This is a genomic window from Duganella sp. GW822-FHT06D06 (assembly GCF_058799615.1).
This window is the reverse complement of record NZ_JBXALQ010000011.1, coordinates 140,094-165,500: the sequence shown is the minus strand read 5'-3', so window position 1 is coordinate 165,500 and position 25,407 is coordinate 140,094. Positions and strand designations below refer to the sequence as shown.

The window sequence follows — 25,407 nt, the reverse complement described above, 5'->3', positions numbered from 1 at the left end:
TTACTCGTTCACCAGCCGCACGTCGGCGATCTGGAACTGGTACTCGCCCAGCTTGGGCCCGGCGTTGAACGCGATCATGGTCACCGCGCCGAAATCGATGCCCTTGAAGCCGTCGAACGGCAGCGCCACCTCTTTCCACTCATTCGACGTCTCGAACGCCTGGTTGACCGGGATCTGCACGCCGCTCGACAGGATGCCGACGCTGTAGCGCTGGCCGTCGCCCTTGACGCGGAAGCGCAGCACCTTGGCGCCGCGCAGGTCGGCCGGCTGCATGATCTGCGTGCCGGGCATGAAGGCCAGTCCGGCCCACGGATAGGCAAAGCCGGGCTGCACTTTGGCGCTCACCGCCAGCGGACGCACCCCGTCCGCGCCGGCGTCCTGCACCTTCAGCTCGACGCTGGACTTGCCGCCGGCGAATTGGTCGGTGGACGGCATCCAGCCGACGCCGATCGGGCTGGCCAGCTTGTCGGCCGAGAACTGGCTGATGCGGCCACCGGCCGGCAGCGCCAGCGGCGGTTGCGTGCGCGGCGCCAGCTCCTGCGCCACCTTGTCCAGCTGGGCCTTGCGCAGCGGGCTGACGGCCTCGCCGTCCTTCCACACTTCGACGATGTGGTGCAGCGCGCCGATATCGCTGCCGGCGTCGCCCTGCACCAGCAGCAGGTTGGCCTTGTAGCCCTTGGCGATGCGGCCGCGGTCGGCCAGCTTGAAGGCGCGCGCCGGCGCCGACGTGGCGGCGGCCAGCGCCTGCTTCGGCGTCAGGCCGGCCAGCACCAACGAGCGCATTTCGTGCAGCACGCTGATGCCGTACTGGGTGCCGGAGTTGCCGGCGTCGGTGCCGGCCAGCAGCGGCACGCCCGCCTGGTTCAACGCCGCCACCACCTGGCTGGGCGCCGCCATCAGCGCGGTATTGACTTGCTTGCCGTAGGTGACCTTCAGCGGCGCGGTCTGCTCCTTGGTGAGCAAGGCGGCCAGGCCGGGATCGCCCAGCACGTCGTCCTCGCGCATGCCGGCGATGCTCTCCAACACGCTCATGGTCGGGATGACGAAGGCGCGCTTCTGCTGCGCCAGCTTGACGAAGGCGGCCAGTTCGGCGTCGCCCAGGCGCTCGCCGTTGAACAGGTGGACCAGGCCGTCGGCGCCCGCTTCCAGCGCGGCGCGGGAGTCGGCCAGGTTGCTGACGTGGACCACCGCCAGCTTGCCGCGCAGGTGGGCCGCGTCGATCACCGCCTTGACGGTCGGCAGGTCCAGCGTCGGCGTCGCATGGCCAGGACGGCCCGGCTCCATCACGATCTTGATGAAATACGAGCCCTCGGCGATGCGGGCGTCGACAAAGGCCTGGGCTTCATCGGGCCGGGTCAGGGTCGGGATCGCCATGCCGTACTCGGTGCCGTGGCCGCCCGGCACGGTGACCAGGGTGCCGGCCGAATACATGTCGGCCTGGCCGCGGTTGTCGTTGCTGCGCATCTTGGCGCTGATCTGCTGCATCGTCGTCACGCCGGTGAACATGTCGATCTGCGTGGTCACGCCGAACATCAGCGGCAGTTCCAGGTGGCGGTAGGCGTGGACGTGGGCGTCGATCAGTCCTGGCAGCAGCGTGCGGCCGGCGCCGTCGACGATGTGCGCGCCGGCCGGCGCGCTGCCGCGGAAGTCGGCGTCGACGATCTTGTCGTCCTTGACCAGCACCGAGCGCTTGGCGTGCATCGTTTCGCCGTCGAACACGCGGGCGTCGCGTATCAGCCAGGTATCGGCCAGCGCCGGGATGGACAGGCCGAGGCCACAGGCGAACAGCACCTTCGAAAGTACAGGATTCATTGGAGTCTCCGGGTTGGTATGACGACAGTGTGCCGCGATGCCGCTCGCCGCGCCAGAAGCAAATGACACAACTTTGACATGACAAATGTCAGATCCCCCACCGCACTGCCGATGCGGTTAGAATTGTACTAAACAAGTCCCATTCGCCGATACGGAAGAAAAACTCAGCATGCTCAGTCTCTTCAATCATCGCTTACGAACCTTGGCCTGTCTGGGTGCGCTGGGCATGTGCATGGCGCCGGCCGCCGTCGCCGCGCCGCCGACGCCGACGGTCAAATTTTCGCCGGTGCCGGTGGTATCGATTTTCCGTCCGCTACAGGCCAATGGCTCGGCCGACGACGCGCTGGCCAGCGGCCGCGTGGTGCCGGGCACCTATGCGATGGCGCCCAAGGCCGGCAAACACTGGCGCATCGCCTTCCTGTTCCCGCACCTGAAAGACCCGTATTGGGCCGGCTGCAGCTATGGCGTCATCAGCGAGGCGCGCCGGCTGGGCGTCGCGGTCGACATCCTGCCGGCCACCGGCTACGACGACCTGAAAGGCCAGTTGCAGCAGATGGACGTCGCCATCGCGGCCAAATACGACGCCATCGTCATCTCGCCGATCGGCATGACGGCCAATAACAACTCGATCGCCAAGGCGCGCGCCGCCGGCATACCGGTGTTCGAACTGGCCAACGACAGCCGCAGCGACGACCTGGTAATCAAGGTCACCACCTCGCTGCGCGCCATGGGCATGGAAGCGACCCGCTGGATGGTGCGCGACGCCCAGCAACGCGGCCTGAAGTCGGTCAACATCGGCCTGCTGCCGGGACCGATGGGCGCGGGCTGGGTCAAAGGAGAGGTGGACGGCACGCGGATCGCCGCGGCGGACGCCAGGATCGCGGTCAACATCCTCGACATCCGCTACGGCGACAGCGACCGCAAAGTGCAGACGCAGTTGGCCACGCAGATGCTGGCCAAGCACGGCGCCAAGCTCGACTACCTGCTCGGCTGCACCGGCTGCGCGCCGGCCGCGGTCGCGCCGATCAAGGCGGCCGGCTTGAACGGCAAGCTGCGCGTGGTGGCCTACGACCTGACCGACGAAATCGCCGGCATGATACGCAGCGGCGACATCTACGCCGCAGCCGACACCAAGGGCGTAAGCCAGGCGCGGGTGGCGATCAATGCCGCCGTCAATCTGCTGGAGGGGCGCGGCAAGGACCTGCCGCACACCATCCTGATCAACCTCGGACTGGTCGACCAGCAGAACTTCGCCAGCTATCCCTTCGACACCTCGATCGCGCCGGAAGGCTACAAGGTCGTGCTGTCCTACGACCCCGCCAAAAACTGATCAGGCCTGCCGCTTCAGTTCCACCACGCGGGCGGCGCGGAAGCGGGCCGCCAGTTCGGTCCACTGCGCGTCCGCCCGGTCCAGCGCCGCCAGCTTCACGTGGCCGTAGCCGCGCACCTGGTCCGGCAACTGCGCCAGCTTCAGCGCGGCCTCCTTGTTGTCGGCCCTCAGGCTGGACGCCAGTTCGGCGGCGAACGCCAGGTAGCGCCCGCGCAGCGCGCGTTCACGCCTGCGTTCCTGCGTGTAGCCGAAGACGTCGAGCGGCGTGCCGCGCAGCGACTTGAACCTGGCCAGCACGCCGAAGGCCGGCATCATCCAGCCGCCGAAGCGCATCTTGACCGGCACCTCGGAACCCGGCTTGCGGCGCGCCAGCAGCGGCGGCGCCAGATGGAAGGCCAGCTTGTAGTCGCCGTCGAACTGCGCGGCGATCTGCGCGCGGAAGGCCGGATCGGCGTGCAGCCGCGCTACTTCATATTCGTCCTTGTAGGCCATCACCTTGAACAGATTGCGCGCCACCGCGCGGCTCAGCTGCTTGCGCGAGCCGCTGCCTTCCAGCGCGATCTCGCGCTGTTCGACGGCGGCCACCGCGTCCGCGTACTGGCGCGCGTAGGCGGCGTTCTGGTAGCTGGTCAGCCAGTCGACGCGGAAGGCCACCATATCGGCCAGCGACTTCGGCGCGGCGAACTGGATCACTTGCTGCGACGGCTGCGCCAGCCGGTCCATCGCGGCGCGGTCGGCGGCGGCCAGGCGCCCCAGCGTGAAGGCGCGCTTGTTCATGTCGATGGCGACGGCGTTCAGCTCTATCGCCCGCATCAGCGCCTCCAGGCCCACCGGCACCAAGCCCAGTTGCCAGGCAAAGCCCATCAACAGGATGTTGCCGCCGATCGGATCGCCGAGGAAGCGCTGCGCGGTTTCCTGCGCGTCCAGTTGCAGCAGGTTGGCCGCGCCGGCCGACGCCGCCAGCTTTTCCAGCAGGCCGGCCTTGTTGATCGAGGCGTCGCGCTCGCGGGTGAAATCGGCGGTCGGGATCTCGCGCTCGTTGGCCACCACCTTGGTGTGCCCGTCGCGCATCACGGACAGGCTGTCCGGCATGGCGGCCACCACCAGGTCGCAGGCGAACACCGCGTCGGCCTGGCGCAGATCGATGCGCACCTGGTTCAGGCGCGCCGGCGACGACGCCACCCGTACATGCGACAGCACCGCGCCGCCCTTCTGCGCAAAGCCCATGAAGTCCAGCGTCGATGCGCCCTTGCCTTCCAGGTGCGCCGCCATCGAGATCAAGGCGCCGACCGTGACGATGCCGGTGCCGCCGACGCCGGCCACCAGGATCTCGAACGGCTTGTCCAGCGCGTGGCGCGGCGGCGTTGGATAGGCGGCCAGCGCCAGCTCCAGGTCGGCCAGCGACAGCTTCACGCTTTCCGGCTTGCGCAACGCCCCGCCCAGCACCGAGACGAAGCTCGGGCAGAAGCCTTCGACGCAGGAGTAGTCCTTGTTGCAGGACGATTGCTCGATCTGGCGCTTGCGGCCCAGTTCCGTCTCCAGCGGCAGGATGGACAGGCAGTTCGACTGCACGCCGCAATCGCCGCAGCCTTCGCACACGGCCGGGTTCACCACCATGCGGCGCGCCGGGTCGGGGAAGACCACCTTGCCAGGCTTGTTCTTCTTGCGGCGGCGGCGCTTCTCGGCGGCGCAGGTCTGGTCGTACACCAGCACCGTCACGCCGGCGATCTCGCGCAGCATGCGCTGCATCGCATCGAGCTCGCTGCGGTGGTGCACGGTCACGCCTTCCGGCAGGGCCACGCCCTGGTAGTTTTCCGGCGCGTCGGTCACCACCACCACCTTCTTCGCGCCTTCGCTGCAGACCTGCTGGACGATCTGCGGCACCGACAGGCTGCCGTCCACCGGCTGGCCGCCGGTCATCGCCACCGCGTCGTTGTACAGGATTTTGTAGGTGATGTTGGTGCGGGCCGCGATCGCCTGGCGTATCGCCAGCGAGCCCGAATGGTAGTAGGTGCCGTCGCCCAGGTTCTGGAACACGTGCGGCTCGCCGACGAAGCGCGAGGAGCCGACCCAGGCCACGCCCTCGCCGCCCATCTGCGCCAGGTAGTTGGTGTCGCGCTTCATCCACGTCGCCATGAAGTGGCAGCCGATGCCGGCCAGCGCGCGGCTGCCTTCCGGCACGCGGGTGGAGGTGTTGTGCGGGCAGCCGGAGCAGAAGTACGGCGTGCGCTTGACGCCGTCGGCGCCGTTCGACAACAGCTCGGCGGCGCAGAATTCCGGCAGCAAACGCGCCAGGTCCAGCTGTGCGAACTTCGGCGCCAGCCACTGCACCAGCGCCGGCGCGATGCGCGACGGCCGCAGCTCGCCCAGCGCCGACAGCAGCGGATCGCCATGGCGGTCGGTCTTGCCGATGACGATGGGGCGCTGTTCCTGCGGCAGGTTGTAGAACAGGTTCTTGACCTGCTGTTCGATCACGGCGCCCTTCTCTTCGACCACCAGGATCTCGCTCAAACCGGCGGCGAAGGCCGACAAGCGGCTGCGCTCGAGCGGATAGGTCAGGCCCGGCTTGTACAGGCGCACGCCCAGTTGTTCCAGCCGGGCCAAAGGCAGTTCCATGCGCTCCAGCGCCTCCAGCAGATCGAGGTAGGCCTTGCCGGCGCTGATGATGCCGATGGTGGCGCGCGGCGCCGGCACCACCAGACGGTCGATGGAATTGGCGCGGGCGAAGGCTTGCACCGCCTCCAGCTTGGCGGCGGCGCGCTGCTCCAGCGCCAGGCCCGGCAGGTCCGGCCAGCGGTTGTGCAGGCCGTCCGGCGGCGCCACGTAGTCGGTCGGCATGACGTACCGCGGCAGCGGCGGCAGCTCGACCACCGCGCCGCCCTCCACCGTTTCGGAGATGGCCTTGAAGCCGCTCCACGCGCCGGAATAGCGCGACATGGCCCAGCCGTACAGGCCGAATTCCATGTATTCCTGGATATTGGCCGGATTAATCACCGGCATGCTCCAGGCGATCAGCGCCTGCTCGCTCTGGTGCGGCATCGACGACGACACGCAGCCGTGGTCGTCGCCCAGGATCACCAGCACGCCGCCGGTCGGCGACGAGCCGTAGACGTGGCCGTGCTTGAGCGCGTCGCCGGCGCGGTCCACGCCCGGCCCCTTGCCGTACCACATGGCGAACACGCCGTCGACCTTGCGCGTCGGGTCGGCCTCGACCTGCTGCGAGCCCATGACGGCGGTCGCGCCCAGTTCTTCGTTAATCGCCGGCAGGAATTCGATCTGGTGGCTTTGCAGCAGGTCCTTGGCGCGCCACAGTTCCTGGTCCACGGCGCCCAGCGGCGAGCCGCGATAGCCGCTGACGAAACCGGCGGTCTTGAGCTGGCGCGCCTCGTCGCTGAGTTTTTGCATGCACAGCAGGCGCACCAGCGCCTGGGTGCCGGTCAGGAACACGCGGCCTTCGGCGCGGGTCAGGTTGTCGTCCAGCGCATAGTGCGGATCGGCCAGGAATGGCACGGGCAGGGTCATGGTGTTCATAGTCTCGTTTATATTTTTTTGATGAGAAAGGATATGTCCCCATCGGCGAAAAATTATTTCTATCTCGTCGCTCCAGAGCGCTAAAATGGCAAAAATCTTTCCCAAAACGAGCAAAATAATGAAAAACGTGTCTATAGACCCGGCCTCGCTGAAAATCCTCGCCGAGTTGCAGAAAAACGGCAGGATCTCGTCCAACGAGCTGGCGGAGAAGATCGGCATGTCGGCCAGCCCGTGCTGGCGCCGGCAAAAGGAGCTGGAGGACAACGGCTACATCGTCCGCTACACCGCGCTGGTGGACCGGCGCAAGCTGGGGTTGTCGGTGGTGTGCCTGCTGCACATTTCGCTGCTGCGCCATGCGGAAGGCGTGGTCGAACAGTTCGAGGCGGCGATGCGCCTGCGGCCGGAGGTGGTGGAATGCTACGAGACCACCGGCAGTTCGGACTACATGGTCAAGGTGATCGTGGCCGACATGGACGCCTACCACGACTTTCTGCACAATGTGCTGGTCAAGCTGAATGGCGTATCGCAGGTCAACACCAGCGTGGCGCTGCGCGAAGTGAAGTACGAGACGGCGCTGCCCCTGTAGCCGTCGGCCCTATTCGTGGCGCAGCGCCTCGATCGGGTCCATGCGCGCGGCGCGCCGCGCCGGCACGTAGCCGAACACCACGCCGATCCCGGCCGAGAATACGAAGGACAACAGGTTCACGCCCGGATTGAACAGATACGGCAGCTGCAGGGCGTGGGCCAGCAAGGCCGTGGCCAGCGCCGCCAGCAGCACGCCGGCCAGCCCGCCCAGCGCGGCCAGCACCATCGCCTCGATCAGGAATTGCAGCAGCACGTCGCGCTCCTGCGCGCCGATCGCCAGCCGCAGGCCGATCTCGCGGGTGCGCTCGGTGACGCTGACCAGCATGATGTTCATGATGCCGATGCCGCCCACCAGCAGGCTCACCGCCGCCACCGCCGCCAGCAAGGTCGTCATCACCCGCGTGGCGCCGGACATGGTGTCGGCCAGCTGGCGCGTGTCGAGCACATTGAAGTTGTCCTCTTCGGCCGCGCCCAGCTTGCGCCGCTCGCGCAGCAGCTGCGTCAGGCGCGCCTGCAGCGCCTTGGCGTCGCTGCCCTCCTGCATCGAGATCAGCAACGTGTTGACGCGCAGGTTGCCGGTCACGCGGCGCTGCAGGGTATGCAGCGGCAGCAGCACGATGTCGTCCTGGTCGTTGCCCATCGCGCCCTGGCCCTTGGCCGCCAGCAGCGCCACGATCACGCAGGAAAACTGCTTGATGCGCAGCCGTTCGCCCAGCGCCTCGCGGCTGCCGAACAGCGCGCGCGCCACCGTGGCGCCCAGCATGCACACGGCGCCGCCGGCGCGCTGCTCGCCGTCGTCGAAGGGACGGCCGGCGCTGAGCGTCCAGTTGGCGGCGCTGATCCAGTCGCCGCTGCCGCCGGTGACGGTGGTGGTCCAGTTGCGGCCGTTGGCCACCACGGTGGCGCCGCTGCGCGCCTCGGCCGCCACGGCGCGGATGCCGCCCAGCTGGCCGGCGATGGCGTCGGCGTCGGCTTCCTTGAAGGCCGGCGCGCCGGAGCCGCCCTGCCCCATGCGCTGGCCGGTGCGCACCATCAGCAGATTGCTGCCCAGGCTGGCGATCTGGTCGTGCACCGCCTGGGTGGCGCCGTTGCCCAGCGTGACCATGGCGATCACCGCGCCGACCCCGATCACGATGCCCAGCATGGTCAGGAAGGAGCGCAGCAGGTTGCGCCGGATCGAGCGCAGCGCCAGCAGGATGGTGTTGAGCAGCATCAGCGCACCGCCGTCTCAGCCAGCGGCTGCGGATTGTGCTCATCGCTCTCGATGCGGCCGTCGCGAAAGCGCACGATGCGCTGCGCGTACAGCGCCATGTCCGGCTCGTGCGTCACCATCACCACGGTGATGCCCTGCTCGCGGTTCAGGCGCGCCAGCAGCTCCATGATCTCGCGGCTGCGCTGGCTGTCCAGGTTGCCGGTCGGCTCGTCGGCCAGCAGCAGCGACGGCGCGCTGACGATGGCGCGCGCGATCGCCACCCGCTGTTGCTGCCCGCCCGACAGCTCGGACGGCGTGTGCCCGTCCCAGCCGCCCAGGCCGACGGCGGCCAGCGCCTGTGCGGCCAGCGCGTGGCGGCGCGCCGCGCCCTCGCCGCGATACAGCAGCGGCAATTCGACGTTCTCCTGGGCCGAGGTGCGCGCCAGCAGATTGAAGCCCTGGAACACAAAGCCAAGGTAGCGCCGGCGCAGGCGCGCGCGCTGGTCGCGGCTGGCGGCGCCGACGTCGACCTGGTGGAACAGGTAGTGGCCGGCGCTGGGCGTGTCGAGGCAGCCGAGGATGTTCATCGCGGTCGACTTGCCGGAGCCGCTGGGCCCCATGATGGCGACGAACTCGCCCTGCGCGATATCCAGGCTGACCCGGTCCAGCGCCATCAGGGCTGCCGCGCCGTCGCCGTAGCGCTTGCACACATCGCGCAGCCGTATCAGGGGCGCGTCCCCGCTCATGGCGCTGATGCGGCTGCGCGCTGGTCGGTGATGACCGGCGTGCCGGCCTCCAGGCCGGCGCCGCTGACCTCCGTGTAGCGGCCGTCGCTGATGCCCAGCGTGACGCCCTGTTCCTGCGCCCGGCCATCGCGCAGCACCCACAGCGTGCGCCGTGCGGCGAGCGCCATGCCGGCCTGGCGCGGCGCCCGTCCCGGCAGGCGCGGCATCAGGCGCGACACCAGCCCGGCCGAGGCCGCCGCGCCGCCCTCGCTGGGCGTGAAGCGCAAGGCGCTGTTCGGCACCAGCAGCACGTCGTCGCGCTGGGCCGCGCGGATCACGGCGGTGGCCGTCATGCCGGGACGCAGGCTCAGGTCGGCGTTGTCGACCTCCAGGTAGGCCACATAGGTGACCACGTTCTCGGTGATGGTCGAGCCGTACGAGACGCGGGTGACCACGGCGGGATAGCTGCGCTCGGCATAGGCGCTGACGGTAAAGGTGGCCGGCTGGCCCACCCGCACCGCGCCGACGTCGGCCTCGTCGACATTGACCAGCAGGCGCAAACGGCGCAAGTCCTGGGCCAGCGCGAACAGCGTCACCGCCTGCAGCGAGGCGGCCACCGCGTTGCCGGGTTCGACGCTGCGGGTCAGCACCACGCCGTCGATCGGCGAGCGGATCGAGGCGTGCGCCAGGTTGGTGCTGTCGGTCGACAGCGCGGCCTGTGCGCTCTGCACGCTGGCGGCGGCGCCCAGCACGGCCGCCTCGGCCCTGGCCAGGGCTGCCCGGCCGGCGTCCAGTTCCGCACGCGACGGCACCTTGCCGCCGGACAGGCGCGCCACTTCGTCCAGCCGGCCCAGCGCGCTGCGCGCCTCGGCGCCGCTGGCCTGGCTTTGCGCCAGGTCGGCCCGCGCGGCGGCCAGCGCGGCGCGCGAACGGACGATCTGGTCCCGCAGCTTGGCCGTGTCCAGTTGCACCAGCACCTGGCCGGCGCGAACCTGGTCGTTGACGTCGACCAGCACGCGCGCCACGGTGCCCGACAGCTCGCTGCCGATGTTGACCGCGCGGGTCGGCTGCAAGCTGCCGTTGGCGGTGACGCTGAGTGTGACGCTGCCGCGCCGGATCGGCGTCGTCACAAAGCTGGGCGCGCGCGCCGCCTGGCGCTGCTGCTGCCACAAGTACAGTGCGCCGGCGACCGCAGGCAAGGCCAGCACCACCGCCCAGATCGCAGCGCGGCGCCACCAGCGGCGCGGCGGCGGCTCGGCGATCTCGTCCAATGGTCCGGGCGCCGGCGCCGCCACCGAAGGCCGGTTCACGGCGTCCGTCCAGCATAGCCGGCGGGGTCGCCATCGGGCTGCCAGCCACCGCCCAGCGCCTTGTACAGCCGCACCAGGTCGCCTCCCAGCGCGGCGCTGGTGGCGGCCACGCCGTCCTGCGAGCTGTACAGCGCGCGCTGGGTTTCCAGCACCGTCTGAAAATCGACCAGCCCGCTGGCATAGCGCTGGCGGGCCAGCAGGGCCGCGCTGTCGGCGGCGCCGGCGGCCAGCCGCAGATGGTCCAGGCGCGCGCGGTCGCCGGCCAGCGCGGACAGCGCGTCCTCCACTTCCTGCAAGGCGCCCAGCAAGGTGGCCAGATACACGGCCTGCGCCTGCGCCAGGGCGCCGCGCTGCACTTCCAGCTGGGCCTTGCCGGCGCCGCCGTCGAGCACATTGCCGGTCACCGCGCCAAGCAAGGTGCGCAGCAAGGTGCCGCCGCTGGCGCCGAAACCCAGGCCGCTCAATCCCAGCGAACCGTCCAGCCGGAACACCGGATAGCGCGCGGCGTCGGCCTGGCCCACGCGCGCGCGCGCCGCCTCCAGCTCGAACTCGGCCGCCCGCACGTCGGCGCGCTGGCGCAGCGTGGCGGCCGGCAGGCTCAGGGCCAGCTGCGGGCCCGCCTCGGGAATGGCCAGCGCCGGCGCCAGCAGGGCGTCGAGTGCGGCCGGAGCTTGTCCGCACAACACGGCCAGCGCGTGCCTCAGCTGGGCCGCGGCGCTCTCCAGCGGTGGCAATTGGGCGGCCGCCTGCGCGGCCGCGGTGATGGCTTGCTGCTGTTCCAGCGACGTCAGCATGCCGGCCTGAACGCGCCAGTTGGTGATCTCCAGCGTGCTTTGCTGGCTGGCCAGGTTGTCGCGCGCGATCGCCAGCCGCCGCTGCACGCCGCGCAGCTCGATGTAGCTGCGCGCCACCTCGGCCGCCACCGACACCTGGGCGGCGGCCAGGCTGGCGGCGCTGGCCTGCAGCGTGGCGGCGCTGGCCGCCAGCGCGTGGCCGTTGGCGCCGAACACGTCCGGCTCCCAGCGCGCATCGAAGCCGAGGTTGTAGGAGTTGGTGGCGGCCGTTCCATCGAGCTTGCTGCGCCGGGCCTGGCCGCTGCCGCTGACGGTGGCCGCCAGCCCCGCCGCCGAGGCGTCGCGCGCCGCGCGCGCCTGGCGCAGCGCGCCGCGCGCCTGGGCGATGCCGGTGTTGGCCTGCAGCGCGCGCGCCACCAGCTGTTCCAGCAGCGGATCGTTGAAGCGTCGCCACCAGCTGGCCAGCGCGGCGGCGCCGTCGGCGGGCGGCGGCGGCTCGCCGGCCTTGGCCGTCGACCAGGCCGGCGGCGCCTCGAAAGGCACGCCGGCCGGCGGCAGACTGACCGGACGTAACTGAGCGCAAGCCGCCAGCATGGCCAGTCCCAGCAACGCCGGGAGAACCCGCTGCGCACGCTGGATGGCGGACATCGCAAACGGCAAACGCGTGAACGGCTTCATCTGGAGTTGCTCCTGTCGGTGATTGACGGCGCCGCAAGCCCACGCGGCCGGGCGCCCATGACCTGACTGTAAGCGCGGGCCGGGGCGGCGTCATCCCGCCGGCTTGATCCAACTCAAAAATTTACCAGATTCAACACGGCGTACGCCAGTTTGTCGCGCGCTTGATGTGGATCAATCAAATTACTGAAGCATCTCTCTACGATGAACGTCATTGAAGCGCCTCAAGACCGGGGCGGCCCGATCCTGTAGCCCGCCAAGGAGACCGCATGTCCTACAAGACCATATTGGTGCACGCCGACGGTTCGCCGCAGGCGGCCCAGCGCATCCGGCTGGCGACCCAGCTGGCCCTGGCGCATGAAGCCCATCTGATCGGCGCCGCCATGACCGGCTTGTCGCGCCATGCCTTGCCGGATGGCTCGATCGTGCCCATCGGCACGCCCTTCCCCTTCGACCTGCGTCTGCTGCGGACCCGCGCCGACAGCGCGCTGACCCAGTTTTCCGACTGCGCCAGCCGCCTGGGCCTGCCTTCCTTCGAGGCCCGCCTGGTCGACGACGCGGTGGACGACGGCCTGATCCTGCAAAGCCCGTACGCCGACCTGCTGGTGCTGAGCCAGGGCGACCCGCAGGGCCAGCCGGACGAATTGCTGTACCGCCTGCCGCAAGACGTGATGTTCCAATGCGCGCGCCCGCTGCTCATCGTGCCGCACGCCGGCCAGTTCGATCGGATCGGAGCACATGTGCTGGTGGGCTGGGACGCCAGCGTGGCGGCGATCCACGCCTTGATGGGCGCCATGCCGATGCTGCGGCGCGCCACCCGCGTCACGCTGGCGGCCAGCGCACCCGAGGACCCGCACCGACGGCAGGTCGACTTGCCTGGCGCCGAGCTGGCCCGCTATCTGGCGCGCCATGGCGTCGGCGTCACCGTGGCCCAGCTGGACGGCGGACGGCGGGCAGGCATGGCCTTGCTGTCCATGGCGGCCGCGATCGACGCCGACCTGCTGGTCATGGGCGGCTACGGCCACTGGCGGCTGCGCGAATGGATGCTGGGCGGCGCCACCCGCAGCGTCCTGCACGACATGACGCTGCCGGTCCTGATGGCGCACTAAATCCGATCCCCCACTTAAACTGGAGCACACCATGAGTCACCTTACCCCCACCATCCTGCTGTTACTGGGCGATCGCCTGCAACAGCGGCGCGAAGAACTGGCGCTCCAGCTGCGGCACCGCCTGCACCAGAACTACGAGCAACAGGAACTGGCGCTGTTCAACAACTACGCCATCGGCGCCGACGAGGCCGAAGCGTGCCAGCTGAGCGACACCGACATCGCGCTGCTCAACCACGAACTGGCCGAGTTGCGCACCGTCGACGGCGCGCTGGCCCGCTTGCGCGAAGGCAGCTACGGCCTGTGCGCGCAGTGCGGGGAAGCGATAGGAGAAGCACGGCTGCAAGCGCAGCCCGACGCCGTGATGTGCCGCGACTGCCAGGCCGAGGCCGAACAGCACGGCGGCGCCCGGCCGCAGGTCGCGGCCGGCTGATCGGACTAGGCGTGGGCGGCCTGCATGAAGATCGGAGCGCGGGCCGGCGCGGCGGCTGCCGGCGCGATGCCGGTGGCCAGTTCCTCCATCTTGGCGTGGTCGAGGATGCGCAGTTCGCGCTTGTCGACCGCGATCCAGCCGCTGGCGCGGAAGCGCGACAGCAGGCGGCTGATGCTTTCGATGGTCAGGCCCAGGTAGTCGCCGATGTCCTCGCGCGACATGCGCAGCTGGAAGCTGGAAGGCGAGTAGCCACGCGCGGCATAGCGGGTCGACAGGTTCAACAGGAAGGTGGCGAAACGCTGTTCGGCGCGCATATTGCCGAGGAACAGCATGGCGTTTTGCTCGCGCATGATTTCCTGGCTCATGATGCGGTGGAAGTGGCGCAGCAGCTGCGGCACTTCGGCAAACAACTCCTGCAGACGGGCGAAGGGAATCTCGCACACTTCGCTGTCTTCCAGCGCCACCACGCCGCAAGCGTGCTGGCCGGTGCCGATGGCGTCCATGCCCAGCAGTTCGCCCGCCATCTGGAAGCCGGTGATCTGCTGCTGGCCGCCGTGGTTGACGCGCGAGGTCTTGAAGTGGCCGAAGCGCACCGCGTACAGGCTGTGGAAAGGCTGCTCCATGCGGCACAGGTTTTCGTCGCGCTCGACGCGGCGGCGGCGGCCGATGATCTTGTCGAGCCGGCCGATCTCGCTGTCGTTCAGACCCTGCGGCAGGCACAGGTTCTTGAAGCCGCACGTCCCGCATTTGCCTTGGCCCGCACCGGCTGTATCGTTGGATGCGGCTAGTCGTATATTCGTGCTCATGTCGATGCTCCCGGTTGTGCTGTCCGTCGCAGGGTGGCGACGGCTTTGGTATGGGATCAGTATCGACGACGGCGGGTGGCTTGGGCATCGGGCTACCCGGCCCTGTCGTGTAGGGCGCGGCCGACAAAAACCTGTAGGGGAAGCCCTACAAAACCTAGATCAGCCCGTGTTCCAGGGCGTAGCGGGTCAGTTCCGCATTGCTATCGAGTCCCATTTTCTCCAGGATGCGGGAACGGTAGGTGGTCACCGTGTTGGGGCTCAGGTGCAGGGTTTCGCCGATGCGCACCAGCGATTCGCCGGCCGCGATCAGCTTCAGCACCTCCAGTTCGCGGTTGGACAGGGCGTCGTGGCCGGCGTTGCCGCCGCCGCCGATCAGGCTGGCCAGCTTCTCCAGCAGTGCCGGGCTGACATGCTTGCCGCCCGAGGCGGCCTTGCGCACCGCCGCCACCAGGGTGCTGGTCGGGGCGTCCTTGATCAGGTAGCCGGCCGCGCCCAGCTTGAGCGCGCGCACCGCGTAGATGTCTTCCGAATAGGTGCTCAGCATCAACACGGCCAGCTTGGGCCGCTCGCTGCGCAGCTGCTTGAGCAGCTCCAGGCCGTTCTTGCCGGGCATGGTGATGTCGAGCAGCGCCACGTCGAACTCCTGGGCCAGCGCCAGTTGCAGCGCTTCCTGCGCGTTGCAGGCCTCGCCGTCGACGCGGATGTCGTCGGCCGAGCTCAGCATCAAACGCACGCCGTTGCGCGCGATCGCATGGTCGTCGACCAGCAAGACGCGGATGGGATTAGTACTCATGTTGTTCGTCCAATGGCAGGCGCAGCAGCAGGGTCGTGCCCTGGCCGGGCCGGCCGGTTATCTTCAGTTCGCCGTCGAAGTGACGGCAGCGTTCATGCATGCCGAGGATGCCCCAGCTCTCGCGGTTGAGCAGGCGCTCGGCTTCGATGCCCTGGCCGTCGTCGCTGATGCGCAGTTCCAGCACGCCGTCGGCGTAGTCGACCTGCAGCGCGGCGTTGCTGGCGCCGGCATGCCGCACCACATTGGTCAGCGCTTCCTGGGCGATGCGGAACAGCATCGTGCTGCGTCCGGCGTCGAGCTCCAGCTCGGCGGCGGCGGCGGCCACCGTGCACTGGCAATGCAGGCCCGAGCGGCGCTCGACCTGTTCGGCGTACCACTCCAGCGCGGCCCACACGCCCAGCTGGTCGAGCACGCTGGGCCGCAGGTCGGTGATCACGCGCCGCACCGTGTCGATCGCGTCCTGGGCCAGCCCGGCCGCCTCGGCCAGCAAGGGTTCGGCCGGCGCGGCGGCGGCCGCGGCGCGCTCGATGCTGACCGCGATATACGCCTTGATGCCGGTCAGCAGGCCGCCCAGTTCGTCATGGATTTCCTGGGCGATGCGCTTGCGCTCGTTTTCCTTGATCTGCTCCTGGTGCGCCGACAGGCTGCGCAGCGCCCGCTGCGAGGCCAGCAAGGCCTGCTCGCCCAGCTTGATCTGGGTGATGTCGATCATGATGCCCTGCATGAACAGCGGCTGGCCCTGTTCGTCGCGCACCAGCTCGGCCTGGTCGCGCAGCCACACCGCCCGGCCGTCGCGCGCGTGCAGCCGGTAGTCCAGGTGCAGCGGGCTGCCGTCGCGGCGGCTCTGTTGCAGCGCCGCCAGCGTCGGCTCGCGCAGCGCCGGGTCCATCAGGCGGCCGTGCAGCGCCGGGTCGGCCAGCCATTCGGCCGGACTGTAGCCCAGCAGGCCGATCTGCGGACTGATATAGCGCAGCGCGCCGCTGCCGCCCAGCTCGGCGATGTAGCTGATCGCCTGCATCTGCTCGACCAGGGTGCGGAACTGCGCCTCGACCTGGCGCTTGTCGTCGAGCAGCTGCTGCTCGCGCAGCATGCGGTGGATCGCGCCCGGCAGCAATTCCAGGTAGTAGCCGTCGACGTCCTTGACCAGGTAGTCGCGCGCGCCCAGCCGCATCGCCTCGGCCGCCACGGCGGCGCTGTCGGCGCCGGTCAGCATCATCACCGGCGTGCCCGGCGCGGCGTCCTGGTTCAGGTGGGCCAGGAACTCCAGCCCGGTCAGGTCGGGCAGATGGTAGTCGAGCAGGATGCAGTCGGGACGCTGGCTGCGCGCCAGTTCCAGGCCCAGCTCGCCGCTATCGGCTTCCAGCAGGTCGAAGCCGGCGTCGGCGGCGGCGAACGCGCGCCGGCAGGCCATGCGGTCGACCGCGTCGTCCTCCACGATCAGCACGCGCAGGGGAGTGTTCACGGCATCTCGCTGATGGTCCAGTACAGGTCGATCGAGCGCATCATCTCGACGAAGCGGCGGTAATCGACCGGCTTGGCCATATAGCCGGCCACGCCCAGGTCGAAACTGCGCACCTTGTCCTGCTGTTCCTCGGAGGTGGTCAGCACCACCACCGGAATGCGGCGCAGCGACGCGTCGTGCTTGATCTGCTGCAAGAACTCGATGCCGTTCATGATCGGCATGTTCAGGTCCAGCAGGATGATGCAGGGCCGCTCCTGCGTCGGATCGCGCAGGTACTCCAGCCCCGCCTCGCCATGCTCCATGCTGACCACCGCATTGCCGACATGGATTTCCTTCAGCGCGCGCTTGATGGTCATGATGTCGACGTGGTCGTCCTCGACCAGCAGGATCGGTTTGTTAATGACTTTCATGCAGGGTTTCCTGTTCTGGGTAAGTGGGTGCCGGACTTGGGCAGCGTGAACCAGAAGGTGCAGCCCTGCCCCATCTGCGATTCAAGCCAGATGCGTCCCTGATACATTTCAACGATTTTCTTGGCCAGCGCCAGGCCGACGCCGGTGCTCTCGACCCGGTCGCGCGAGGCCAGCGTCTGGAACAGCTGGAAGATGCGCTCGAAATGGCGGGTCTCGATGCCGGGGCCGTTGTCGCGCACGCTGAAGCGCCAGTGGCTGCCGTCGTCCTCGCAGCCGATCTCGATCACGCCGTCCGGCTTGTCCATGTACTTGATGGCGTTGGAGATCAGGTTGTGGAACACTTGCTGGATGCGGGTCGGTTCGATCTGCACCGTCGGCAGCGCCGGCGCCACCGTGATGCGGAACTGCGGCGGCGGCGCCAGCAGGTCCACCACGTCCACCAGCAGCTGGTTCAGGTCGACCGCCGACTGCGCCTCGCGCACCCGGCCCACGCGCGAGTACTGCAGGATACCATCGATCAGGCTGCTCATCCGGTGCACCCGGTTGATCAGCAGCCGCATGTGCTCCTTGCCCTCGTCGTTGAACTGCTCGGCGTAGTCGGTGGCCAGCCAGTCGGCCAGCGAGCCGATGCCGCGCAGCGGCGCCTTCAGGTCGTGCGACACGACGTAGGCGAAGTTGGTCAGCTCCTCGTTGGCGCTGGAGATTTCCTGCATCAGGCGGCGGTTGTGCTGCTCGGCCCGCTTGCGCTCGGAAATGTCGCGCACCATGCCGGTGAACATGCGGCGCGCGCCCAGCTGCATCTCCACCACCGACAGTTCCATCGGGAACACGCTGCCGTCCTGGCGCAAGCCCTCCACCTCGCGGCCCTTGCCGATGATGCGCTTCTCGCCGGTGTCGCGGTAGTGCGTCAGGTAGCCGTCGTGCAGCTTGCGGTGCGGCTGCGGCATCAGCATCGAGACGTTGCGGCCGGCCACCTCCGCCTCGGCGTAGCCGAACAGCCGTTCGGCGGCCGGGTTCAGCCGCTCCAGCACGCCCTGCTCGTCGATGGTGATGATGGCGTCGACGGCGGTCTCGAAGATGGCGCGCATGCGCGCCTCGCTTTCCTGCAGCGCCTGCTCGGCCAGCTTGCGCTCGGTGACGTCGCGCACCGTGGCCAGCACCAGCGACAGGCCCTGCGAGGTGCGCAGCGGCGACAGGCTGACCTCGACGCCGAATTCGCGGCCGTCGCGGTGGCGTCCGAACAGCTCGGCGCCCGCGCCCATCGCCCGCGCGCGCGGCTGGTTGAAAAAGTCGTCCCGCTGGCCGACGTGGGCGCCGTGGAAGCGGGCCGGCACCAGCGCCTCCAGCGCCAGCCCCAGCATCTCGCCGGCGCCGTAGCCGAACAGACGCTCCAGCGCCGGATTGGCCAGCACGATGTGGCCGCCCTGGTCGACGATCAGCATGGCGTCGGTGGCCGACGCCAGCAACCACTCCAGGCTCAAGCCCTCAATCCCGAGATTTTTCAACAGCGCGTCCTGTAAAACGATGCCCATCCGGCATCCAGACCCAAATCATACGATTGAATGCCCCGGAACACAAAAAAAAATGCCAGTTCGGCAATCGGTGCCGCCGTGGCCGGCGCTACCCGGTAGTATTCTTGGGCATTTTGATCTGGATCAACGGCCGCTACAGACGGCGCCGGGGCGTGGCCGTACAGTGATGCCATGAATCCGTCTCTCCCCCCCGAACTGGAATGGCTGGCCGCGCGCCTGCAGCGCCAGCGCACCGAACTGGCAGCGCAGTTGCAACGGCGCCTGGCGCCGGCGCCGCCGCCGCTGGCGTCGAACATTCTTGACGGCAAGGCTACGCTGGGCGACCCGGCCGTGCTGCGGCAGCTGCCCGGCTGCGACCTGGCGCGGCTGGCAGAGGAGCTGGCCGCCCTGCGCGGCCTCGACGCCGCTTGCGCGCGCCTGGCCGACGGCAGCTTCGGCCGCTGCCTGAGCTGCGGCGCGCCGATCGCGCCGGAACGCCTGCGGGTCCAGCCCACCGCCCAGAACTGCCTGCCCTGCCAGGAAGCGCACGAGCAGCGCCCCCACCGCGGCAAGCGCCCGACGCCGTGAGCGCCACCGGGCAGGCCGCCCTCCAGGCCTACGCCGCGGCCGACGCCGACGCCGTCCTGTCCATGCTCGGCAGCCGCAGCGGCGGCCTGACGACGCAGGAAGCCGGCGTCCGCCAGCTGCAGCACGGCCCCAACGCGGTGGCCCACCAGGCCCGCGGCAACGCCGCGCTGCGCTTCCTGAAGCTGCTGGCCAGTCCGCTGTCGCTGCTGTTGCTGGCCCTGGCGCTGGTCAATTTCTTCACCGGCCAGGACTGGGGCGCGGTGGTGATCGCCGTCATGGTGGTGCTGTCCTCGCTGCTGGCCTTCGTCCAGGAGCACCGCTCCGACCTGGCGGCCGAGCGCCTGCGCAGCATGGTCGCCACCACCGCCAGCGTGCTGCGCGACGGCGCGCCGGGCGAGGTGGCGCTGGCGGCGCTGGTGCCGGGCGACATCGTCCAGCTGTCGGCCGGCGCGCTGGTGCCGGCCGACCTGCGCATCCTGTCCAGCCGCGACCTGTTCCTCAGCCAGTCGGCGCTGACCGGCGAGGCGCTGCCGGTCGAAAAACACGGCCAGGCGCTGGCGGCGTCCGGCCAGCCCGCGCTGGAGCTGGGCAATCTGGCCTACATGGGCTGCACCGTCGTCAGCGGCACCGCCAGCGCGCTGGTGGTGGCCACCGGCCGCCACACCTGCTTCGGCCAGATCGCCGCCGACCTGGCCGGCGCGCGCGAGCCGACCAGCTTCGACCGCGGCGTCAACCAGTTCGTCTGGCTGATGGTGCGGGTGATGCTGGTGATGATGCCGCTGGTGTTCGTGCTCAACGGCGTCAGCAAGGGGGACTGGCTGGAGGCGCTGCTGTTCGGGGTGGCGGTGGCGGTCGGCCTGGCGCCGGAAATGCTGCCGATGATCGTCACCATCAACCTGGCCAAGGGCGCGCTGGCCATGTCCGGCAAGCAGGTGATCGTCAAGCGCCTGAACGCGATCCAGAACTTCGGCGCGATGGACGTGCTGTGCACCGACAAGACCGGCACGCTGACCCAGGACCGCGTGATCCTGGAGCGCCATGTCGACATCGAAGGCCGCGACTCGGCCAAGGTCACCGAATACGCCTACCTGAACAGCTACTACCAGACCGGCCTGAAGAACCTGCTGGACGTGGCCGTGCTCAATTATGTCGACGTGCACCAGCATCTGGACGCCGACCACGCCTTCCGCAAGATCGACGAGCTGCCGTTCGACTTCCAGCGGCGCCGCATGTCGGTGGTGGTCGAACGGCGCGACGGCAGCCGCGTGCTGATCTGCAAGGGCGCGGTGGAGGAAGTGCTCGCCGTGTGCAACCGCGCCGAGACCGGCGCCGGCGTGATCGCGCTGCAGGACCACCACGGCGCCGCGCTGGGCCGGGTGGTGGAGGACCTGAACCAGGACGGCTTCCGGGTGATCGCCGTGGCCTGCCGCGAACTGGCGGCCGGCGCACAGGCGCTCGACAACACGGCCGAGGCCGACCTGCTGCTGCTCGGCTACATCGCCTTCCTCGACCCGCCCAAGGACAGCGCGGCCGAGGCCATCCGCGCGCTGAACCACTACGGCGTCGCGGTCAAGGTGCTGACCGGCGACAACGAGTCGGTCACCCGCAGCGTCTGCCGCCACGTCGGCCTGCCGGTGCGGCAGGTGATGCTGGGCAGCGAGATCGACGCGCTCGGCGACGCCGCGCTGGCGCTGCGCGCGGAAAGCGTGTCGGTGTTCGCCAAGATGGCGCCGCAGCAGAAGGCGCGCGTGATCCGCGCGCTGCAAAGCCGCGGCCACGTGGTCGGCTACCTGGGCGACGGCATCAACGACGGCGCCGCGCTGAAGGCGGCCGACGTCGGCGTCTCGGTCGACAGCGCGGTCGACATCGCCAAGGAATCGGCCGACATCATCCTGCTGCAAAAAAGCCTGATGGCGCTCAAGGACGGCGTGATCGAAGGCCGCAAGGTGTTCGGCAACATCAGCAAATACCTGCGCATGAGCGCCAGCTCCAATTTCGGCAACATGCTCAGCGTGCTCGGCGCCAGCGTGCTGCTGCCCTTCCTGCCGATGGCGCCGGTGCAGATCCTGCTCAACAACCTGCTGTACGACGTCTCGCAGACGGCGCTCGCCAGCGACCATGTGGACGCCGCCTACCTGCGCCAGCCGCGCCGCTGGGACCTCGACAATATCTGGCACAGCATGTTGTACCTCGGCCCGCTCAGTTCCCTGTTCGACTACCTGACCTTCGGCGCGCTGTGGTATCTGTTCGACGCCGCCCGCCAGCCGGCGCTGTTCCAGTCCGGCTGGTTCCTGGAATCGCTGCTGACGCAGACGCTGGTGGTGCACGTGCTGCGCACCGGCAAGATCCCCTTCGTGCAGAGCAAGCCCAGCACGCCGCTGCTGGCCACCACGCTGGCGGTCTGCGCGCTCGGCGTGTGGCTGCCGCTGTCGGGCGCCGGCGGCGCGCTGGGCCTGGTGGCGCCGCCCGGCGGCTACTGGCTGGCGCTGCCCGCCATCGTCGCCGCCTACCTGGCGTCGGCCCAGCTGCTCAAGCACTGGCTGGCGCGCCGCTATGGCCAGCTGTAGCGGGGAGCGGCCATGAGTCTCAGCGCCCACGTGATCGGACTGGCCGCCGCCCTCGGCAGCGGCATGCTGATCGGTATCGAACGCGAACGCCGCAAAGGCGGCAGCAGCGGCCACGCGCTGGCCGGGGTGCGCAGCTTCGCGCTGGTGGCGCTGTGCGGGGCGCTGGCGCAGCAGGTCGACCTCCGGCTGAGCCTGACGGCGGCGCTGCTGGTGGGGGCGTTCTGCGTCATCAGCTACTACCGCGCCAGCGCCGACGAGGCCGGCATGGTCACCGAACTGGCGCTGTTCCTCAGTTTTTTGCTGGGCGTGAACGCGGTCGCCCACCCGGCCCTGTCGGCCGGCCTGGCGGTGCTGGTGGCCACCATGCTGAACCTGCGCGCGCCGCTGCACCACTTCATCCGCGTCACGCTCAAGAGCGGCGAGCTGCGCGACGGCCTGGTGCTGGCCGGCGCCGCGCTGGTGATCTGGCCGCTGCTGCCGGACGCCGCCAACAGCTGGCTGCTGGGCGTCAACCCGCGCCGCCTGTGGGGCCTGGCGGTGGTGCTGATGGCCTTGCAGGCCGGCGCCCATATCGCCCTGCGCCTGGCCGGCCCGCGCATGGGGCTGGCCCTGATGGGACTGGCCTCGGGCTTCGTCTCCAGCGTGGCCGCCACCGCCGCCATGGGGCAGCGCTGCCGGCGCGAACCGGCGCTGCTGGGCCCGTGCGCGGTCGGTGCGCTGCTGTCGAACGTGGCCACCTATACGCTGCTGGTGGTGGTCACGCTGACCATCGCGCCGGGCCAGCTGCTATCGCTCGCGCCCACCCTCGGCTGCGCGCTGCTGGCCACGGTGCTGGTGTCGGCCGCGCTGATGCGCGCCGTGGTCGCGCCGGCCGCCCCCGCCGTGCGCGGCGGCCGCGTGTTCAGCCTCCGGCAGGCGCTGCTGTTCGCCGTCATCCTGAGCGGCGCGACCGCGCTGATGGCCTATGCCAACGCCTACCTGGGCACGGCGGCGGCCACGCTGGGCGCTTTGCTGGTGGGATTGGTGGATGTGCACGCCGCAGCCAGCTCCATCCTGTCGCTGGCCGACAGCGGCGTGCTGACGCCGCAGGCGACGCGGCATATCCTGCTGTTCGCGCTGGCGGCCAACAGCGCCAGCAAACTGGCGGCGGCGGCGGCCGGCGGCCGGCCCTTCCTGTTCCGGGTCGGCGGCGGCCTGCTGCTGATACTGCTGGCGGCCAGCCTGCCGTCGCTGCTGGCCTACCTCTGAAGCGGACGCCCGGTCAGCGGAACACCAGCACCGGGATCTGGCTGTGGGTCAGCACCTTCTGCGTTTCACTGCCAAGCAACATGCCCTTGACGCCACGGCGGCCGTGCGAGGCCATGCAGATCAGGTCGCAGCCCTGCTCGCGCGCCGACTGGATGATGGCCTCGTACGGCTGCTCGTGATGCAGCGCCAAGGTCTTGCACGGCACCCCGAGCTCGCGCGCGCACTGTTCGATGTCCGCCAGATAGCGCTGGGCATGGGCGGCGCTGTCTTGCCGGAACTGTTCGCGCGTGGCCTCCAGCATCTCGACCTGGTAGGTCAGCACATGGAATTCCGGGATCACGTGCACCGCGGTGATGCTCGCCCCGCATTCCTTGGCGAACTGGATGCAGGGGCGCAGGATGGCGCTGGAAATGGCCGAACCATCGGTCGGCATTAAAAAATGTTTGAACATGATATTTTCCTTGTGCTGCCGGCCGCGGGCCGCGCCGGTGCGCGGCGCCGCGCGACGGCTAGTTGACCACCAGTTTTTTGGCGCCGTTGTTGGGTTTCTTGGGCAGCGACAGCTCCAGCACGCCGTCCACGTATTTGGCTTCGGCCTTGGCGTCGTCGACGTCCTGCTCCAGCGTGAAGCTGCGGTACAGCTGGCCGACATAACGCTCGCTGCGCACCACCGTGTTGCCTTCCTTTTGCTCGCTTTCGCGCTTGCATTCGCCCGAGATCGTGACGCGGTTGCCGTCGACGTCGACCTTGATGTCTTCCTTCTTCATGCCGGGCAGCTCGGCCTTGATGTTGTAGGCGAGCTCGGTTTCGGTGACGTCCAGCTTGATCGGCGGCTTGGTGTCCAATTCGCGCAGCATGTGCTTGAAGCGGAAATCGCGGAAGAAATCCTCGACCCCGCGCAGCGGTTCCAGCCGCGCCAGGTCGCCAAAGGGATCGAACTGCATCAGATGATTAGCCATTTTAACGTTCTCCAGTTGAACAGGCCGGTGCATAGAAGGATGGCGCGCCGGCGATCGCGCCCTTGGTTCTCGAATCACTGTAGCAACGAAGCGGGGCGGCGTCTGTACGGTTTTTTGATACAAGTCAAAGCGGCTCGACAAATAGTCGCCGCCCGCCGCACGGCGGTCGCATCGGCGCCGAAATTGACTGCGATTTTGACCTGGATCAAGCGGGCGCCTGTGCGGCCACAAGCTCTGCCGCTACATTCGAGGCACGCGACACCGCCCCCCATTACCTCCGGAAACCACCCGATGCGCCAGCTCCTGCTTGCCGCCACCCTCGCCCTCGCGCCGCCGGCGCCGGCCATCGACGGCGTCGTCTACAGCCAGACCGACCATGGCGCGATCGCCGGCGCCACGGTCACCTCCGGCGGCGCCAGCACGCAGACCGACACGGCCGGCCACTTCCACCTGCCGGCGGCGGGACCGAGCGTGGCGGTACGGGCGCCCGGCTATGCGCGCCGGCAGCTGGCCTACGCCGGCGACGGCGCGGCGCTGCGACTGGAACTGGCGCCGTTCCAGGCCAAGGCCCTGTACCTGTCGGCCTACGGCATCGGCAGCGACGCGCTGCGCGAGGCCGCGCTGGAGCTGGTCGAGCAGACCGAGTTGAACGCGCTGGTGATCGACGTCAAGAGCGACCGCGGCATGATTCCCTATGCCAGCACCATCGCGCTGGCCGAGCGCATCGGCGCCCAGAAAGTACGCACCGTCAAGGACATGCCGGCGCTGATCGCGCAGCTGCACCGGCAGCACATCTATCTGATCGCCAGGATCGTGGTGTTCAAGGACGATCCGCTGGCCAACGCCCGGCCCGACCTGGCGCTGACGGACCGCCAGGGACAGTTGTGGCGCGACGGCGAGCAGCTAGCCTGGGTCGATCCCATGCGCCAGGAAGTGTGGCAGTACAACCTCGACATCGCCGAAGAGGCGGCCCGGCTCGGCTTTGACGAAATCCAGTTCGACTATGTGCGCTTCCCGGACGCGCCCGGCGCGCAGTACGCCCAGCCCAGCACCCAGGCCAGCCGGGTCGACGCGATCAGCGGCTTTCTCGGCGCGGCGCGGGCGCGCCTGGCGCCCTACAATGTGTTCGTCGCCGCCGACATCTTCGGCTACGTGCTGTGGAATACCGACGACACCGCGATCGGCCAGCAGCTCGAGCGCCTGACCGAGTCGCTCGACTATATTTGCCCCATGCTGTATCCGTCCGGCTTCAAGTGGGGCATCCCGAACTACCGCAATCCGCTCGAGCATCCCTACGACATCGTGTACCGTTCCCTGCAGCGCGCCAGGCAGCGCACCGGCCTGGACGGCGCCCGCTTCCGGCCATGGCTGCAGGGCTTCAGCGACTACGCCTTCGACCGGCGGCCGTTCGGCGCCGCCGAGGTGCAGGCGCAGATCGACGGCGCGGCGGCGGCCCAGGCCAGCGGCTGGATGCTGTGGAATCCGCGCAACCGCTATTCCAGCGGCGGCCTGCAATGCGAGGGCAACGATTGCGCCACGCCGGCGCGGCGCACCGAATGAGACGCCGGCG

At 69.1% G+C, this 25,407-nt stretch carries 21 protein-coding genes; 8 read left to right on the top strand and 13 right to left on the bottom strand.

Annotation, left to right across the window (positions count from 1 at the left end; genetic code table 11):
- Positions 1–1,812, bottom strand: a complete 1,812-nt coding sequence (locus AC1RMD_RS20455; RefSeq protein ID WP_492928818.1) for a CIA30 family protein — start codon at positions 1,810–1,812, stop codon at positions 1–3.
- Between the two features lie 169 nt (positions 1,813–1,981).
- Here AC1RMD_RS20455 and torT point away from each other — a divergent pair, with 169 nt between their 5' ends.
- Complete coding sequence (torT, locus tag AC1RMD_RS20450; RefSeq protein WP_492928816.1) at positions 1,982–3,142, top strand: TMAO reductase system periplasmic protein TorT; 1,161 nt, start codon at positions 1,982–1,984, stop codon at positions 3,140–3,142.
- Here torT and AC1RMD_RS20445 read toward each other — a convergent pair whose 3' ends face one another.
- Positions 3,143–6,673: an indolepyruvate ferredoxin oxidoreductase family protein gene (locus AC1RMD_RS20445; protein WP_492928813.1), complete on the bottom strand. Its 3,531-nt coding sequence runs from the start codon at positions 6,671–6,673 to the stop codon at positions 3,143–3,145. It lies immediately after the preceding gene.
- A gap of 118 nt (positions 6,674–6,791) precedes the next feature.
- On the opposite strand from AC1RMD_RS20445, the gene AC1RMD_RS20440 reads away from it, so the two are divergent.
- Positions 6,792–7,259 carry an Lrp/AsnC family transcriptional regulator gene (locus AC1RMD_RS20440; RefSeq protein ID WP_116991027.1) on the top strand — a complete coding sequence of 156 codons (468 nt, stop codon included), beginning with the start codon at positions 6,792–6,794 and terminating at the stop codon, positions 7,257–7,259.
- A gap of 9 nt (positions 7,260–7,268) precedes the next feature.
- Here AC1RMD_RS20440 and AC1RMD_RS20435 read toward each other — a convergent pair whose 3' ends face one another.
- The 4 genes from AC1RMD_RS20435 to AC1RMD_RS20420 are packed head-to-tail and all read right to left on the bottom strand — an operon-like array spanning position 7,269 to position 11,957.
- Positions 7,269–8,471: an ABC transporter permease gene (locus AC1RMD_RS20435; protein WP_492928811.1), complete on the bottom strand. Its 1,203-nt coding sequence runs from the start codon at positions 8,469–8,471 to the stop codon at positions 7,269–7,271.
- Positions 8,471–9,196 carry an ABC transporter ATP-binding protein gene (locus AC1RMD_RS20430; RefSeq protein ID WP_492928810.1) on the bottom strand — a complete coding sequence of 242 codons (726 nt, stop codon included), beginning with the start codon at positions 9,194–9,196 and terminating at the stop codon, positions 8,471–8,473. The genes AC1RMD_RS20435 and AC1RMD_RS20430 overlap by 1 nt, the downstream gene beginning before the upstream one ends.
- The gene (locus tag AC1RMD_RS20425; RefSeq protein ID WP_492928807.1) at positions 9,193–10,485 is read right to left on the bottom strand and encodes an efflux RND transporter periplasmic adaptor subunit; all 1,293 of its coding nucleotides are present in this window, start codon (positions 10,483–10,485) and stop codon (positions 9,193–9,195) included. The genes AC1RMD_RS20430 and AC1RMD_RS20425 overlap by 4 nt, the downstream gene beginning before the upstream one ends.
- On the bottom strand, positions 10,482–11,957 hold the full coding sequence (locus AC1RMD_RS20420) for an efflux transporter outer membrane subunit (protein ID WP_492928805.1): 1,476 nt from the start codon (positions 11,955–11,957) through the stop codon (positions 10,482–10,484). The genes AC1RMD_RS20425 and AC1RMD_RS20420 overlap by 4 nt, the downstream gene beginning before the upstream one ends.
- Before the next feature lie 266 nt (positions 11,958–12,223).
- On the opposite strand from AC1RMD_RS20420, the gene AC1RMD_RS20415 reads away from it, so the two are divergent.
- Complete coding sequence (locus AC1RMD_RS20415; protein WP_492928803.1) at positions 12,224–13,063, top strand: universal stress protein; 840 nt, start codon at positions 12,224–12,226, stop codon at positions 13,061–13,063.
- Positions 13,064–13,094: 31 nt separating this feature from the next.
- Positions 13,095–13,493, top strand: coding sequence for a TraR/DksA family transcriptional regulator (locus tag AC1RMD_RS20410; protein WP_492928802.1), 399 nt, complete (start codon positions 13,095–13,097; stop codon positions 13,491–13,493).
- A gap of 5 nt (positions 13,494–13,498) precedes the next feature.
- Here the strand turns inward: AC1RMD_RS20410 and fnr are convergent, their stop codons facing one another.
- From fnr to AC1RMD_RS20385, 5 genes are all read right to left on the bottom strand, one after another.
- The gene (fnr, locus tag AC1RMD_RS20405) at positions 13,499–14,299 is read right to left on the bottom strand and encodes a fumarate/nitrate reduction transcriptional regulator Fnr (protein WP_492928800.1); all 801 of its coding nucleotides are present in this window, start codon (positions 14,297–14,299) and stop codon (positions 13,499–13,501) included.
- A gap of 154 nt (positions 14,300–14,453) precedes the next feature.
- Positions 14,454–15,092, bottom strand: a complete 639-nt coding sequence (locus AC1RMD_RS20400; RefSeq protein WP_492928799.1) for a response regulator — start codon at positions 15,090–15,092, stop codon at positions 14,454–14,456.
- The gene (locus tag AC1RMD_RS20395) at positions 15,082–16,554 is read right to left on the bottom strand and encodes a hybrid sensor histidine kinase/response regulator (RefSeq protein WP_492928797.1); all 1,473 of its coding nucleotides are present in this window, start codon (positions 16,552–16,554) and stop codon (positions 15,082–15,084) included. The genes AC1RMD_RS20400 and AC1RMD_RS20395 overlap by 11 nt, the downstream gene beginning before the upstream one ends.
- Positions 16,551–16,964: a response regulator gene (locus AC1RMD_RS20390; protein WP_217944036.1), complete on the bottom strand. Its 414-nt coding sequence runs from the start codon at positions 16,962–16,964 to the stop codon at positions 16,551–16,553. The genes AC1RMD_RS20395 and AC1RMD_RS20390 overlap by 4 nt, the downstream gene beginning before the upstream one ends.
- Positions 16,961–18,496, bottom strand: coding sequence for a sensor histidine kinase (locus AC1RMD_RS20385; RefSeq protein WP_492928795.1), 1,536 nt, complete (start codon positions 18,494–18,496; stop codon positions 16,961–16,963). Before AC1RMD_RS20385 ends, AC1RMD_RS20390 begins: the two co-directional genes overlap by 4 nt.
- Before the next feature lie 171 nt (positions 18,497–18,667).
- On the opposite strand from AC1RMD_RS20385, the gene AC1RMD_RS20380 reads away from it, so the two are divergent.
- From AC1RMD_RS20380 to AC1RMD_RS20370, 3 genes are read left to right on the top strand one after another with little or no spacing between them, the layout of a single operon-like run.
- Complete coding sequence (locus AC1RMD_RS20380) at positions 18,668–19,063, top strand: TraR/DksA family transcriptional regulator (protein WP_492928793.1); 396 nt, start codon at positions 18,668–18,670, stop codon at positions 19,061–19,063.
- On the top strand, positions 19,060–21,630 hold the full coding sequence (mgtA, locus tag AC1RMD_RS20375) for a magnesium-translocating P-type ATPase (protein ID WP_492928791.1): 2,571 nt from the start codon (positions 19,060–19,062) through the stop codon (positions 21,628–21,630). The genes AC1RMD_RS20380 and mgtA overlap by 4 nt, the downstream gene beginning before the upstream one ends.
- Positions 21,631–21,642: 12 nt before the next feature.
- Complete coding sequence (locus AC1RMD_RS20370; protein ID WP_492928789.1) at positions 21,643–22,878, top strand: MgtC/SapB family protein; 1,236 nt, start codon at positions 21,643–21,645, stop codon at positions 22,876–22,878.
- Between the two features lie 13 nt (positions 22,879–22,891).
- On the opposite strand, the gene AC1RMD_RS20365 is transcribed toward AC1RMD_RS20370, so the two are convergent.
- Together AC1RMD_RS20365 and AC1RMD_RS20360 are read right to left on the bottom strand one after the other, a co-directional pair.
- Positions 22,892–23,329, bottom strand: coding sequence for a universal stress protein (locus AC1RMD_RS20365; protein WP_492928787.1), 438 nt, complete (start codon positions 23,327–23,329; stop codon positions 22,892–22,894).
- A gap of 58 nt (positions 23,330–23,387) precedes the next feature.
- Positions 23,388–23,837, bottom strand: coding sequence for an Hsp20/alpha crystallin family protein (locus AC1RMD_RS20360; RefSeq protein ID WP_492928785.1), 450 nt, complete (start codon positions 23,835–23,837; stop codon positions 23,388–23,390).
- Positions 23,838–24,128: 291 nt separating this feature from the next.
- Between AC1RMD_RS20360 and AC1RMD_RS20355 the strand changes: the two genes are divergently transcribed.
- Positions 24,129–25,397 carry a putative glycoside hydrolase gene (locus AC1RMD_RS20355; protein ID WP_492928782.1) on the top strand — a complete coding sequence of 423 codons (1,269 nt, stop codon included), beginning with the start codon at positions 24,129–24,131 and terminating at the stop codon, positions 25,395–25,397.
- The last annotated feature ends 10 nt before the right edge of the window (positions 25,398–25,407 follow it).